The following is a 14,816-nucleotide window of genomic DNA, read 5'->3' as shown; positions in this document are numbered from 1 at the left end:
AGGGAATGCAGTCGAACGCCTATTTGTTAAAGTATTAGTCGCGACTAGTGGTTACCGCCTGACATAAGAGTCCTGTATGGGATTCCATTTGCTTGGTTGGCATGCGAGTCTGGCGCATGCGCACAGGAATATCGTTCACCGTTTCGCCAACAGATCACCAACGCCTGATGGCCTTGACCAGGGATCGCAATGCGCCCCAAAAGCACGTCTGGCGGGCCGAGATCATCCTGCTGAGTGCCGATGGCGTCGGGACTGTCGAGATTATGCGCCAGACCGGCAAATCGAAGACCTGCGTATGGCGCTGGCAAGAGCGCTTCGCCACAGAAGGCGTCGAGGGTCTCCTGCGCGACAAGACGCGGCCGTCGCGTATTGTGCGGCTCGGACCCGATGTCGCCGAGCGTGTGGTGGCCCTGACGCTGGCTGATCCGCCGGGCGAGACGACGCACTGGACGGCCGACATGATGGCGACGGCCGCCGGCATCAGCGCCAGCGCAGTCAGGCGTATCTGGAAAGCGCATGGCCTCGCACCTCATCGGTGGCGGCAGTTCAAATTGTCCAACGACCCGAAATTCGTCGACAAGCTGCGAGACGTTGTCGGCCTCTATGTTGATCCGCCAGCCCACGCCGTCGTGTTGTCGGTCGATGAGAAAAGCCAAATCCAGGCGCTCGACCGCACCCAGCCGGGCCTGCCGATGAAGAAGGGTCGGCTCGGCACCATGACCCACGACTACAAGCGGCACGGCACAACCACGCTGTTTGCCGCCCTCAACGTGCTCGACGGCACCGTCATCGGTCGCAACATGCAGCGTCATCGTCATCAGGAGTTCATCCGCTTCCTCAACGCCATTAACGCCCAGGTGCCGGACGACAAGGCCGTCCACGTCATCCTCGACAACTATGCTGCCCACAAGCATCCCAAGGTGAGAGCCTGGCTCGACCGTCACGAGCGTTTCACCTTCCACTTCACTCCGACTTCAAGCTCATGGCTCAACGCGGTGGAGGGTTTCTTCGCCAGGCTGTCGAAGCGGCGTCTGAAACGCGGCGTTTTCCATTCCGTCGTCGATCTCCAGGCCGCCATCAACCGTTTCCTCGTTGAGCACAACAAAAAGCCAAAGCCCTTCACTTGGACCGCCGATCCCGACAAAATCATCGCCGCCGTTAAACGCGGGCACCAAGCGTTAGATTCCATCCACTAGCTAGAGGTAGGCATCAAACCAATCGAGAACGCGGCGCTGGATATCGGCCTGATGCTCAGGCTCGCTAAACCAGTGAGCTTCCCGCGGATAGCTGATCATCTTAACGGGTTTGCCAAGAAGTCTTAGTGCTCGGTAGAACTCCAGACCAAGCGCTATCGGCACTCGCGTATCTGCCTCGCCGTGCAGTACCAGCACTGGCGTATGAACGTTTTCCAACATTCGCACGGGCGATACCCTATCTAGATCAGCAAGGTGCGCGGATGGCTCGCCGAAATAACCGGTGGTGTAGTCGGGCGTGTCGGTAATGCGCGCCATCGTAGTCATGTTGGTTGGAGCAGCACCGACCACTGCTGCCTTAAAGCGCTCGCTGTGCGTCGCCGCCCAGGCCGCCATGAACCCGCCATAGCTCCAGCCGCCGATGCCGAGGCGCGAAGGGTCCGAAATCTTCATTGCGACGAGCATGTCAACGCCGTCGATCACGTCTTGATAGTCCATTCCGCCCCAGTCATGCCCAATCGCTCGCGCAAAGGCCGTGCCTTGACCGTCCGAGCCGCGCGGATTGGGTAGCAATACGGCATAGCCATGCGTCGCCAGCATCTGCGCCCATTCGTGCCAGCTCCCAAGCCACCCCGCCCACCACGCCCATTCGGGACCGCCGTGAATTTGGATGACTGTCTTGATCGGGTTCCCAGGGGTGTAGTCCGGCGGCGTAACGAGGACACCATAGATCCGCTTTCCGTCATGGCTACTGGTCCAAGATATTTGGCTCACCTTGCCACATTTCCAGTGGGCGACTTGCGGGTTGATCATTGTGATTGGACGGATCTGTTTGCCGGCGATGGTCCAAACGTCGGCAGGTCGCTCAGGGCTTGACAGCGCAACCGCGACGAGGCGATCATCTTGACTAGTCGTGAGGTCGAAAGCCTCACCTTCCAAAGTGGCAAGCCGCGTGACACGCCCGTTCCCGGTCGCTGCGATTCTCACTAATCTGGATTGCGTCTCCTCAAATGACAAGGCGAGGATGGAGCGGCTATCTGCAGCCCATTGCAACCGAGTCAACAACCCCGCGTGGTCGTCGGCGAGCTTTATGAGTGTATTTGTCGCAACGTTGTAAACGCGGGGGGCCGTGCCAATAAAGCCCGGCGTAAGAATTTCCGAACCGAGGATGGCAGTGCCGTCGGGTGCCCATAACGGGCCTTCCGCGGCATGTTCAATGAGCGTCTTGCCGAATGTGCCGTTCTGGAAATCAAAAGTGGTGATCCGCGAATGATAAAAATAATCATTGATCGCGCTGGTATCCGCGATACGGACCGCCATGCGCTTTCCATCCGGAGACCACGCCATTTTGCTGACGTTGACAGTTTTTGGCGAGACAGGTCGCGCCTTGTGGTTCAAGAGATCCAGGATCCAAAGGGGGGTCATGTGACCAGTCTTGTCCATCTCGACCCAGTCACGCTTGGCCTCACGATCTGCCTTTTCCTCCGGTGTATCTGGATCAGCACTTAGGAAGCCAATCTTTGTCCCGTCTGGCGACCATGCGAAATCAGTAATGTCACATGGCACTGCGATGAGCGGCACTGGTTCGCCACCATTGCGCCCAACTTTCCAGAGCTGCCGGGTCTGTTTGCCCTCGGCGTCTAAAACAGCTGGCGGCGATGCGTCGGTTTGGCCTTCAGGCCGGCTGAATGCGTCGGGCTTTCCTGCGGTCGACATATCAGTTCCCGTCATTCCTTTACTCCTGCGGTTCGACAGGAACGCGATGATTTCACCGTCAGGAGACCAGCGCGGTGTGTTGTCAACACCAGCACCGTTGAGGAGCTCACGCGCGGGCTCGCTGCCGTCGGTCGGCACGAACCATATCCTTTGCTGGTCAGAGCCGAAGGTCGCCACTTGCCGTTGAACGACAAACAATATTGTCTTACCATCAGGCGACATTTCCAGATGACGCATGTCGTGTAACTGCATGATGTCAGAAGGGCTAATCGGACTGCCGAATTCGGCAGTATTCGTCGTTGGAGCGATGGGCGAGCGAAGGCGCAGTGCCTGAATGTCCACCTCTTTCGGTGACTGGGTCACGGCTGTAAGGAGCGACGCCGTAAGAGGAAATTCTAGCTTCATTGAAGACCCTTTATCTCACCTGATTTGGGCTAAAGAGAACATACCGACATAGTTTGCGGCTTGACGCGTTCGCAGCCATGCTAAAACCTTCGCCTTAGTTTGTTGGCGTGAGGGCGCGCATCCAGCCGCTTATCGCGGGAGAAAAGCTGGAACGCTGTTGCTTTATGGCACATAATGCACGCCGCGATGATTGCGCTGGCATCACCACCCGATCAGAGACGCCGAACAATCCAAGACTGTTATCAGAGCCAAGAACGGTTCGAAGCAAAACTTGCTAAGAAGTTCGTGTCCAGCGCTTTCGATGCCGATCTGCGTCCCAAGTCACGGGAAAGTTTTGAACTGTTCGTATGCCCGAAAAGCCATTGACCTTTGGAAAAGCACCACCGGCTCTGATGGTCGGAAAACGCTCTGCTAGGACGGTCAATGCCTCTTCCAGCTCAGCCTTTGCCAGTGCTTCGCCCAGACAACGGTGTGCTCCAGCGCCAAATACCGGATGCCATTTCAATTGCTCTCTTGTGATATCCAGTCGATCAGGGTCGCTATACAGATGCTCATCTCTGAGGGCGGACATGGTCACGAGGGAGCAAGCTTTATTGGCGGGGAGGAGCATCCCGTCTAACTCGATATCGGTGGTGGTGACGCGCGGAACTGAGCCTATCGCGGGCTCATAACGCAGGCATTCCACGACGGCCTTTGGAACCAGGTCGTGATTCTTCAAAACTGCATTCCATTGATCAGGATGCTGGAGAAGCACTGCGAGCTGGATGACGATGGCAGATCGCGTGGTGTCGCTACCACCGACTATCAAAGTCATGATTTGAGTAATCACTTCCTCGGCGGACAAGGAGCCGTCGCTTTCCACATCGGAAAGAAGTCTGCTCACAAAGTCATTGTTCTTTTTATAACTGCGCCTAGCCACGACGTCGGCAACATATGATCTTAGCTCGCCGGCTGCTCGTTGAAGCTGCGGTACATCTTGCGCACGCCAAGATCCGCCCAGGAGCGGACTGAAGCGGTATACGATCTCTGTAAATCTATTCACATCGTCCTGGGGGAGGCCTAAGATCGACGCAATGATCTTGGCCGGAATAAGAGCGGCAAAGTCCTCAAGCAAATCCATGCCACCATCGAGCGCTACGGCATCTGCGATCTGTGCAACAGTCTCTCTAATGAGAGGTCGCAATGCATCAATCATCTTGAAGGCGAATGTCCTGGTCAGGGGAGATCGTCTGCGCAAATGAACATCCCCATTCGACGTCAGCATCCCGTTTTGCACGAATTCCCAGATCGGTCCATCTTCAACACCGCGCAGGGTGACCAACTCTGTTTCTACCTGACGTGTCTTAGCATCGCTGCACAGGCTGAGAACGTCGTTGGCACGCAAGATGAGATATACCCCCGCTTCCGACAAGATGAAGGGGATCTCCTTTCGGTAGTGACGGTAGACGCCATGAGGGTCCGAACTCAGGGTTGAAATGGGCAGCACCGGAACTCGAAAGTTCGGGTCGCGCTCTGCGGAGTTGTTCAGATTCATTCATCAATACCTTTAATTCGGTCCACCCGTCGCCCAAACTTCGGCCAGCCAGCGAGACACATCCGGCGCTTCAGCAGGGCATTCTGTTCTTTAGCTACGGCAGAAGTGTTGCATTGCGTGATGACAACACTGGCGGGAAACACGCGTGAAACAATGCGCGCAACGACTTTGGCGCGAATTTCCCTGGATCGTTACATATGGCTGTCACCCCACCAACATCTAAGTGCGCCCACATTAGCGCGTTGGGAAGAAACTTAATCCACGGTCCAATGCACAATTAAATTCGAGTGTCGTACCCTTTTGTTCGTATGCGGGAAGGCTAAACACAGTCATAGAGAATTGAGCGCTGTTGTCTGGGAGGACTTTGTATCGTAAAAACTGAACGATCGGCTTTCCATCGAGATCGATGGTCATATGCTCGTCAGCAAAGGCAAGCGTCCCATCGTCCGTCAATCTAAAAGCGTTAATCCGTAATCCACCGCGTGTTTTGCTCGGCTTTGCACCGTTTGGTACTGGGCTGCAAAGACTGAGATCAACGGTGACGGCGACCGGCTGCCCCTTACCAAGCATACGAATAACAGCTGGCAGGGCGAGGGGTTCTTGGAGATGCTCGGTTGCACCCGCTGCGGCGGGTAGCAAGGCCGCGAGGAAAATAGCGAAGAGGCGCTTCATGCATTACTCCTTGGAACTCTTGGCGCATGGCTCGATAAGCGGCGTCAAATGGATTGGTATTACATAACTTTACACTGCGCTCAGCGGAAAGCCGATGAGGATGTATTAACTTTGATCGTGATGCCAGAAGCCCTAAAGCAAGACTTAGGCGCCCAATACCATTCGTTAATGGACTTTTATTCGTTGCATATTTCACCAACGCAAATCATGGGCTACGTGCAGACCCTGATCACAAACCCGTGATCTGGCAAATGAAAATTTTATAACGGCCTAATTTACTGATTTTGTGAGAGTATTTCCTTGCCGTGTAATGTTGGGCCGAAAAAGATCGCCTTATTTCTGCCCTAATACATATTGTTGGCCAATCTCGTCTGGCATCCAAGAAACGAATGAAAATGAACCTTCCGATGAAGCGTCGTAACGTGAAACCTGTCGTCAAACCAGAGGTGTGTCGTCTCTCTGGGATCAGCTGTCAGACGCCTGGTGACCGGGCAAGCGGCGACCGGCGTTGAGGGGGCGTGAAGCGGATGCAGGCGTTGTCGCGGAACTGCAGAAACAGTCGCTCCGATGCAAAGGGAGAAGCACAAGCGGAGAAGACCGTAAGGCGAGAGTACCGATGCGGGGCACTGGGACGGACCGATTTGTAGTAGCGATGAAGGCTCGTAATGGAGCTGGAGCGAATAGGTCGGATCAGGTGGTCGTATTATCAACACAACTGGCAACAGGATGACGTTGATGGATATACAAGGCAAACTGTTCAATATCAGTAAGCAGAAGGTGTACGAAGCTTATCTGCAGGTGCGATCCAACGGAGGCGCAGCTGGTGTAGATGGGGTAACGATTGAGCAGTTCGAGGCCGATCTAAAGAGGAATCGTACGCATCCGAGGAAGGCCGTCTTGTACGGATGAGGAATATGGAAGAGCACTCGCTATATCGACGTCAATATATCCGGTGTTGTAGCCATGGACATTATCAGAGACCGTAAACAGGTGAGCCGCCTTGAGGTCCGGGATCGGTCGACGGCTCGATTCCCGAAGGCGGACACTCGAACAAAACCCGAACTGCAAAGTTCGAACCTTTAAAACCCAATATGAATAAGGACATCATCAGATATAGCCCGACCTGCAGTGCGCTGGCTTAATGCTCTGGATTGCGTTGCAAAAATCGGTATTCTTCCGTTCGTGAGAGCCAAGGCGGGTGGAAGGTAGCCGCTGCCGGCGAACTAGACGAAGTAGGATGGGAATGCCAACGAACAACGTGCCGTATTTCAGTCAGTGGGAAACGCCCGAAATGACTTGCCTGTTGTTGCAAAGGGAGCCGCAGCCCTGCTGGATGATCCGCTTTGGCAGCAATCTGGAGCGCAAACGGTCGAGGAGTACGCTCGTTGGGCTCCCAATCTTTGCGGTATGGCATGCCTGAAAATGATCCTCGCAACGCGGGGCGAGGCTCACCCCACGCTTGATCTTGCCCGCGCTTGCACCCAGCATGGCGGCTATGTCGTCAGTGAAGACGGAGCCTCCATCAAAGGACTGATCTACGCGCCGTTTGTCGAACTGGTTTCCATCCGTTTCGGTCTGAAAGCCGAAATCATGACAGGTGTCGAGGTGGTGGCCATTCCGAAGCTCCTATCGCGCTGGTAGTTTTTTATCGCATCGGTGCATCACTCGATCCGCTGGCCCGATCAGGGTCCGCCCTCAAAGGGCGGCCATCTGGTGCTGATAACGTCAGCCTCTCCGCAAGCTGTCTGCTTTCATAATCCATCCGGCCATGATCGAGCCAGCCAGACAGACGTCGTCCTGCCGCTCGACGTCTTCGATCAGTTCTTCGCCGGTCGCGGGATCGCCGTGAGTTTGTAGAGTTGGAGGCGGTGATTAAGCATGGAGCACTAACGAGAAAAATGTGCGGAGCACATCTCAAAGTTCCATAAATCACCCTTGTGTATTGTCCGATAAATAATTGATTTTATGAGTATTTCTGCTGTTTTTCAGCTGTTAGCGTGAGGTGCCTTAGCCGGAAGCATTTCAGCTTGTCTGTTCTGGCTCGGGGCTTCTCAGCTCGACTTCCGGCGAAATCTGCTTGGATTGAGCGTTGAGAGAAAGCAACTGTTTCACCTGGCTGGCAACGCAGGCCGCGCGCGTCCCACTCCGATCTCGGAAAAGGCTTGGCCTATGTGCTGACGCCACAGGACGGCTTCCGTCTGTCCCTGAACGACGGCCATGTCGATCTTGACTCCAACCTGGTGGAAAACGCGATCCGCCGCCCGGCCATTACAGGGCACGATGAAGGGGGCCGCAACTGGGCTCGGTTTGCCAGTGTTATCGGCAACTGCAAAATGAACGGCGTTGAACCTTACGCCTATCTTTGCGACTTCTTCAGCCGCCTCGCAAACGGCCACCTCGCCAAAGACATCGATGCCTTGATGGCCTATGCCGCCCACATCAAGGCCTCACAGTGAGGTCGCCAGATACTCGTCAGTGGCCACGAGATCTCTTCCGGCCACCATCGCGAATTGCGCGTAGCGGCGATGACTCTTTGGGAAAAAATGCCTGAGCATGAGAGGTATCTGCGGATAGCGTCCTTCGCTGGCCTTTTTTACGATGCCAAGCTATCGGCGGCGTTTCGCCATAGAGGCCAAAACGCCAACGCAACAGGCCCGTTCATTCACGACAATCAAAGCGACCTCTCAGTTTCACGGCGTCTCATCCTGATCGTCGCGCTATAGTCCAACCAGATTGCTTGAAGAGACTGCCTGACCGTTCGTCTGTATCGGTCACTATCAGGTGACATTATTATCTCCTCTCCCCATTCGATGTTTGTCCCGACGGAGTTGTCGGGCTCGAATGAAATTGCTGACTCACCGTCCATTGTTTGCCTTAAGCAATAGTGCTGTACCGTTAGATCTGGGGTCGTCTTTCCTTGCATGTTTGTTTCTCCGTGATTGCAACGAGGAGTTCCTGCTTGTGAACCACAGCGCCTGTTAACTCTTCGCAGCTTTTGCGAACGTCGGATCGAAGGTCTTGCTGAAGGGAACATCGGCATTGGCAAGTCCTGGATCGAGCGTCTTCAGCACGCCCATCATCGAGTCGTAGCCTTCCTTGGTGACCAGACCATCCAGCGAGTACATCTCTTTCGAGTTCTTGAAGGCCTGCATGTACAGATCGCGGTTGCCCAGCTGGTATTCCGTTGGCACCACGCTGGCCACATCCTCGGGGCTGGCCTGCCCAATCCATTTCAACGCCTTCATGAACGCGTTGACGGTGCGCTGCGTCGTCACCGGATTGGCGACAGTGAACTCCTGCTTGAGATAGACCGTCGCAGCCGGGTTGGGGCCGCCGAAGAGGGACCGGGTGCCGGCCTCTGTGCGCGTATCGAGAAGAATGGCGATGTCGTTGTCGTATTGCAGCTGCGCGATGACAGGATCGACATGCGATATGGCATCGATCTGACCGCTCTTGAAGGCTGCGAGCGCCGCTGCACCTCCGCCGATCCCGATCAGCGAGGCATCGTCGGCTTTCAATCCGCTCTTCAGCATTGCGTACTGGAACATCAGCGCCGTCGAGGAGCCGGGTGCGGTGATGCCGACCTTGCGCCCCTTCATGTCGGCCATCGACTTGATCTCGCCGGCGAGATCCTTGCGCACGGCGATGACGATGCCGGGGAAGCGGCCGAGATTGCAGATCCCGACGATATCCTGTCCCTTGTTCTGCATGCGGATCGTGTGCTCATAGGCACCAGCGACGATATCGAGCGACCCGCCGACGAGGCCCTCTAGAGACTTCGAGCCGCCCGAAAAATCGTTGATCGTGACGTTCAGTCCCTCTTCCTTGAAGAAGCCTTTGCGTTCCGCGATCGTCAGCGGCAGGTAGTACAACAGCGGCTTGCCGCCCACCCCGATAGAGACGTCGGTCTTTTCAGGCTTGGCGTCCTGCGCCATCGCCGACGGGATGCCGTTGAGGGATGCGCCGAATATCGCACCCGTCGTTCCGATCAGAAAAGTCCTGCGTTTCATGTCTGCTCCTTGGTTTCGGTTTCCGTTCAGGTTTAACCGGGCAAGTATCTCATTGGCCGGGCCAAGCTGTCACAATTGGGTGTCGTACTTGCTCCGGCTATCTCTCGTTGAGGTCTCGACCGACCGTGATCACAAATCCGTGATGTGCCAAATGATGTTTTTGTGACGCCCTAGGTCTCTGTAAATATTAGACTAAATATGTGTTTTTGATCGCGGACTGCTATGAATTTTTGTCGTATTTTTGCCGTAAAGCAGCATATTTGCCGAGCTTCTCTCTTTTTTGCATCCCAAGATCGCCACGAAGGTATTCCGAAAGCCCACGCGGGCAGTTGCCGGTGGAAAAGCTGTCTACCTGCCCAGCAAATATCTCCTCCGTCCCCGGGCTGATCATCGCCTTCATCTTTTTGTTCCTTGTGTCGCTCAACGAATTCACACGCGCCTTTTACCTCGCCGGCCGCCAGAGCACACGCCGGCGGTCTATTCGGCAAGATGAATTGGGTAAAAGGCATTGCCGCTAGCTGGGATCTCGGGGCCGCGGGCCACCGAGGATCAGTGCGCTCCACAGCCGACCGAGTGGACGGCCCGAGATCCTCCCCAAGCGATTCTTCAGTGTGCCGCCGCCGACGGGAGTGTCTTGTCTTCCGTCAGCATTGACCAACACGGTGATCCGCTTCAAGAACCCTACAGCGTCGAAAGTCGATTTGGCATTCGATATGCCAAAATAGGCGTTGGCATCCATAACCTTTATTGACCCGATCGCGAGGACGAGGGCGATAGAGGTGTCCAAGGTGACTACAGCGGCGAACCGGCCCGATCGAACAGCGTCGAAAAGGTGTGGAATGGAGCATACTTCAGAGACCTGGAACCGGTTCGATACCAGCGTCGAGACCACAGCGGCTGACCTGCCTGCCGGCAGAAAAACGATAACCGGACGCCGTCGCATCAATTTGAAAACTTTCGCCATGCGAATACTCCTGACTGCATCTCCAAAGAGATTGATGTCTTCGTCAATCTGCTAAGGCTCTGAGCATCCGAGGGTGGCTCTGACTTTGGTTCATGGAGCTTAAGCTTGAACCTGGAAGCCCCGCCCACTCTGTTCAGGTGCGGGGCGCCTCGCCCTTTGGTCAGGCCTTGGATGGGCCAGCGTGATCTGTATGCGCCGCTTTGCTATTGCGGTGTGTCGTTTGTTGTTGAGAAATGTTGCGGTCTAGATCCCTACGATTGAAAGCTGCTAAATCCCGCCGTTAATAGAAATTTCAGAGGCTCGAGTCCTAATCGTATACCGCCGCCACGGGGGAGCGCAATGAAATCTACGAGCACCGGTCAACGACGACGCTGCATAATTGTATTGAACGCAGATTTAAAAGTGATCGGTCTCCGCTGGTATTCTTTGATTAATTTCAGCCATAACCCACAATTACTCGCGGACCCCTGGATGGTTGCATGAACAATATCTACACTGTGCTTGTTCGATGAAACCGAACCAGACCCGCGGAATTGGGATGTGCAATATGTTGGCTTAAGGCCGACTGGGTCAGTCGGCCATCTTAGGGATCTCGGTCACCTTTAGCCTGCATTATCAGAGCCTTGAGATCGATCAGCGACGAACTGTTCCACGCGCTCGGTTCGGTCAACTTGACGCAAATTGTTATGGCCACTCGGCTGGCACCAGCGTGACATAAATGCCCTCAACGTTTGCCTATCGGTGCCAAGTCAAAGCGATCATAAACCGTTCAACGAGACGCCGGCCCTTGAAAGCGTCAATGATGTTGCATCTGGACGTCCGGGATTGGACAAGCACATAATGCAACCTCCGAAAAAAATCCATCGTCCGAAAGCAATGTGCAGGGATCCGGCGCCAGGTAGGCAGTTTGGCAGAGAAATAAGTCTCACGGTTGCCGATCATCGTCTTCTTTCGCAAGCGAGTGAACCCGACCAAATTGGACCGAGTGCTGTAAAGGGATGTCCCGTTGTCCCACCCGCGTTCAATAGCAACGTCCCAGGGCAAAGACATGATCCGCAACTTGGAGACTATCTTTGCCGCCCCGCTAAGCGTTACCAGATAGCCTGCCGTGGAGCCTTGTGGCCCAAATATGCAGCGGCCTAGAATATCGCCTTCTGCGGTTGTGGTAAAAGTTCGGAAGCCCTTCCACCGATGGTTCACGAATTTGATCACGTCGGCATCTGGAGCAGCGTTCATGGCGGAAACCGCTCGCGCTAGAAACGTATCGTCGAGCAAGATGTCGTCTTCAACGACGATCGCCGCGTCTCTACCGCCGGCAAGGAACCGCTCGAGCGCAAGCAGATGGCTGCGATAGCAACCATATTCCCCCGGCAAAATATGCCGCCCATTTCGCTTTAGGAAGAGACGCACATCGACATCGATCCAGTCCTCACTCGGATGGACCTGCCCATCGACGCCCTCGACGCGATTGAGTTCAATCGAAAATTCGGCACTCTGCCGCCTCATCTCCGCCAGCCTATCGGCGGCGCGATCAATATTGATAAGGTAAATCGCCAAATGTTGCGGGGACATCGCTTCTTAAAAAATATTGTGCAATTGCACAGCCTTTTACCGGCACATGCGAAGGCGTCTACGCCTGTGCTATTCGCAGTGCAACGCCGTTGGCATCAATCGCGTTCGCTCACAAATATAGACGAAAGGTGTTCTAGACAGACTGCGTAGTTACCATGCTTTGTCTATCCCTAAGATGTTCCTCTTCACTGCGTACAGCGTGACCCACAGCCACGAGAGAAATATAGTTGCCGCTAATGCGAGCTGTATCGTGGTCATTTGTGATGTCCTGTTTTCCTATGGAAAATCGGTAAAATTTTCCGTCTCGCTTTGTTCATTGGTTATATCAGACGCCAATGTTGCTTTGGGTCGCGTTATATTCAAAAATGTTGCAGCACATATATTTCGAGCTGCCATGGCACGAAATGAAGGGCGCTGGAAACCGTTGAACCTAGAGACTCAAACCGTCGCGAATGCAGCGGAGGTCCATCAATCAAATGGTCCTTTCCTGTGTTTGCTATTTGCCGCTGGCCAATGCTCGGTCAAAATGGGCTTGGATCGCGTCGAGAGAAGGCAACTGCTCAGGCGGGCTCTTGAAATGGCGGGGATAAGTAGCTCGGGGCATTCCGTGCTGACGACCCTTTACAAACCCGCGTTGTTCACAAAGACGGCTCTCGCTTGGCACACGTACCTTCGTGGCGAGCTGGCCTCCAAGACGCTCGCGTTTAGTCTGACCCGGTCGGCTACGCATGCTTCGAATGCGATACCTAGGCGCATCCAGCATGCGCTTCATGTCGCCGCAAGATTTGAAGTCTGAAGCCGAACCCTTTTGTTTCGATTATGCCTGCATAAACAATAAAATGGAATGTTTGTGTAAAAACTAAGTATTTCGATGAGGATAAATTAGAGGATTGTCGCCTATGATGCGTTTCTTGAGGTTGAGATCATCAACCTGAATTTACTAAGCTCCGGATCTAATAACCGTAGGTGCGAAACAACATGATTGACCAGCTTTCCATATTAAAAGAATCGATACGGAGCAATTTCGACCAAATCATATCGCCTGCGTCCAGCACCTGCGGCGAAAGCGTCGCTCTGCTATCAGTTTCCGAGTTCACGATCCTCCAAGCGAATGCAAGCTTCGCCCGCCTCCTGGGCTGTGCAATCGCGGACATTGGAGGCAAAAGTCTTCTCGATTTCTGTTCATTTTCCCTCGAGGATGTTTCGCGCGACCTATTGGTCACCAACGCATGCGCCGTATCCGATAGCGTCCATGTGAACACCGTCGTAAGAAGGTCGGATGGCACGGTGATCGATGTTGAACTTTGCCTGACCCATCTTCGGCTGGCAGAAGGCCGCTATATAAACGCTGTGCTACGCGATGCCTCGAGGAGAAAGGCAGATCAGCGAGCAATCGCCGCTAGCGAGGCGAAATTTCGGGCATTGTTCAACTCAACCCGTCGTCTTGTGGCGATACTGACACCCGACGGCCGCAATGTGGAAACGAACCCCATCGGTTATGCCTTCACCGGCCTTGACGCGGAGCAGACGCGAGCACTGTATTTTTGGGAGGGTCACTGGTGGGCCAATGACGAAGAAAGGACGCGCATCAAAGCAGCAGTGGAAGCGGCAGCGACCGGCGCTTATGTCCAGTTCGAGGTGTCGCAGCGGGGGAGCGACGGCAAGCTCTATGTCAGTGATTTTTCCCTGACGCCAATTTTCGATGAGGATGGTACGGTCGCTTTCCTTATGCCGGAAGCTAATGACATAACGGCGTTAAAAACCACTCAGGAGGAGTTGGTACGCCGCGAGCGAGAAATCCGCTCGCTAGTCGAACATACGGCCGACGGCATTGTCCGCTACGACTGCAATTTCCGGAGGGTGTTCATCAACCAGCCCATGGGGTTTTTCAAGGGGGCCTCGGCTGATCGGTTCTTTGGAACGACCCTAGACGAAGTCTCCACGTTACGCGAGTTGCCCGCTTACAAGCGCCATCTAAGATCTGTCTTTGACACAGCAAAGAGTATTTCGTTTGAAATCCGGTTTACTTTGCCGTCCGGATCTGATGGCCTCGCGGAGGTCAAGATGTCGCCTGAGTTCGACAGCGCAGGCGCCGTCGAGCATGTTCTCGCCGTCACACACGACATTACGGAGAGAGCCCAGAGCAGCGACCGTATCCGGCATATGGCTTACACAGATCCGTTGACAGGCTTGCCGAACCGCACATCGTTTTCCGAGCGTTTTGCCGCTTTGACCTGTCCGCACCAACAAGTCTCACCCAAATTCGCTTTACTCATGATTGATCTTGACCACTTTAAGGTAGTCAATGACACGCTTGGGCATGCGGCGGGAGATGAGTTGTTGGTGGGAATTGCGAGCCGCTTGCAGGCAGGGCTTATGGAAAGCGACATGCTGGCGCGTCTTGGTGGAGACGAGTTCGCTATTCTCATTGACAAAATTGATGACCGTTCCAAAGCCGAAGAGGTCGCGGAACGCCTGCTTCTTGGCCTTCGCGCACCCCTGATCGTGCTCGGTCGCGAGTTGCTCGTATCTGCCAGCATCGGCATCGCGATTTTTCCTGATAATGGGGACAGCACTGAAACGCTGCTTTCCAATGCGGACGAGGCGATGTACCAAGCAAAGCGTGACGGTAAGGGTAGGTTCCGGACTTCTTCGCGCGATGTTTTCCAAGCAAGCGCGTGTAGGTTGGCCTTGTCGACCGGCCTGCAAACAGCCTCGTAAAAGCCCGGCGGGGGTGTAGCGAAGTGCCT

General features: G+C 54.7%; 9 protein-coding genes and 2 pseudogenes. 4 read left to right on the top strand and 7 right to left on the bottom strand.

The window, feature by feature from the left end; translation table 11 throughout:
- Positions 1 to 116 precede the first annotated feature (116 nt).
- Positions 117 to 1,196 (top strand): IS630 family transposase, encoded by a 1,080-nt coding sequence (locus J5278_RS19290; protein ID WP_111223089.1) that lies wholly within the window; start codon positions 117 to 119, stop codon positions 1,194 to 1,196.
- Here the strand turns inward: J5278_RS19290 and J5278_RS19285 are convergent, their stop codons facing one another.
- The 3 genes from J5278_RS19285 to J5278_RS19275 all read right to left on the bottom strand — a co-directional run bounded on the left by J5278_RS19285 (position 1,197) and on the right by J5278_RS19275 (position 5,520).
- The gene (locus J5278_RS19285; protein ID WP_209188311.1) at positions 1,197 to 3,314 is read right to left on the bottom strand and encodes a S9 family peptidase; all 2,118 of its coding nucleotides are present in this window, start codon (positions 3,312 to 3,314) and stop codon (positions 1,197 to 1,199) included. It lies immediately after the preceding gene.
- A 274-nt stretch (positions 3,315 to 3,588) separates the two neighbouring features.
- Entirely contained in the window at positions 3,589 to 4,848 is a 1,260-nt protein-coding gene (locus J5278_RS19280; RefSeq protein WP_209186813.1) for a cytochrome P450, read from the bottom strand.
- Between the two features lie 234 nt (positions 4,849 to 5,082).
- A complete protein-coding gene (locus tag J5278_RS19275; RefSeq protein ID WP_209186814.1) occupies positions 5,083 to 5,520 on the bottom strand; it encodes a VirK family protein in 438 nt (145 codons plus the stop codon).
- A gap of 1,243 nt (positions 5,521 to 6,763) precedes the next feature.
- Between J5278_RS19275 and J5278_RS19270 the strand changes: the two are divergent.
- Together J5278_RS19270 and J5278_RS19265 are read left to right on the top strand one after the other, a co-directional pair.
- A pseudogene (locus tag J5278_RS19270) lies at positions 6,764 to 7,377 on the top strand (C39 family peptidase).
- A gap of 250 nt (positions 7,378 to 7,627) precedes the next feature.
- A pseudogene (locus J5278_RS19265) lies at positions 7,628 to 7,976 on the top strand (transposase domain-containing protein); the annotation flags it as partial.
- Positions 7,977 to 8,498: 522 nt separating this feature from the next.
- Here the strand turns inward: J5278_RS19265 and J5278_RS19260 are convergent.
- The 4 genes from J5278_RS19260 to J5278_RS19245 all read right to left on the bottom strand — a co-directional run bounded on the left by J5278_RS19260 (position 8,499) and on the right by J5278_RS19245 (position 12,066).
- Positions 8,499 to 9,530: an ABC transporter substrate-binding protein gene (locus J5278_RS19260; protein WP_209186815.1), complete on the bottom strand. Its 1,032-nt coding sequence runs from the start codon at positions 9,528 to 9,530 to the stop codon at positions 8,499 to 8,501.
- A gap of 220 nt (positions 9,531 to 9,750) precedes the next feature.
- Positions 9,751 to 9,930 carry a hypothetical protein gene (locus J5278_RS19255; protein ID WP_209186816.1) on the bottom strand — a complete coding sequence of 60 codons (180 nt, stop codon included), beginning with the start codon at positions 9,928 to 9,930 and terminating at the stop codon, positions 9,751 to 9,753.
- A 114-nt stretch (positions 9,931 to 10,044) separates the two neighbouring features.
- On the bottom strand, positions 10,045 to 10,494 hold the full coding sequence (locus J5278_RS19250; RefSeq protein ID WP_209186817.1) for a hypothetical protein: 450 nt from the start codon (positions 10,492 to 10,494) through the stop codon (positions 10,045 to 10,047).
- Positions 10,495 to 11,229: 735 nt separating this feature from the next.
- A complete protein-coding gene (locus tag J5278_RS19245; protein WP_209186818.1) occupies positions 11,230 to 12,066 on the bottom strand; it encodes a glycosyltransferase family 25 protein in 837 nt (278 codons plus the stop codon).
- Between the two features lie 978 nt (positions 12,067 to 13,044).
- Here J5278_RS19245 and J5278_RS19240 point away from each other — a divergent pair.
- Entirely contained in the window at positions 13,045 to 14,787 is a 1,743-nt protein-coding gene (locus J5278_RS19240; RefSeq protein WP_209186819.1) for a sensor domain-containing diguanylate cyclase, read from the top strand.
- The last annotated feature ends 29 nt before the right edge of the window (positions 14,788 to 14,816 follow it).

Source organism: Rhizobium sp. B21/90 (genome assembly GCF_019355815.1).
Lineage (GTDB): Bacteria > Pseudomonadota > Alphaproteobacteria > Rhizobiales > Rhizobiaceae > Rhizobium > Rhizobium rhododendri.
Note: the sequence above shows the minus strand (reverse complement) of the source record. Positions and strands in the feature narration are given on the sequence as shown.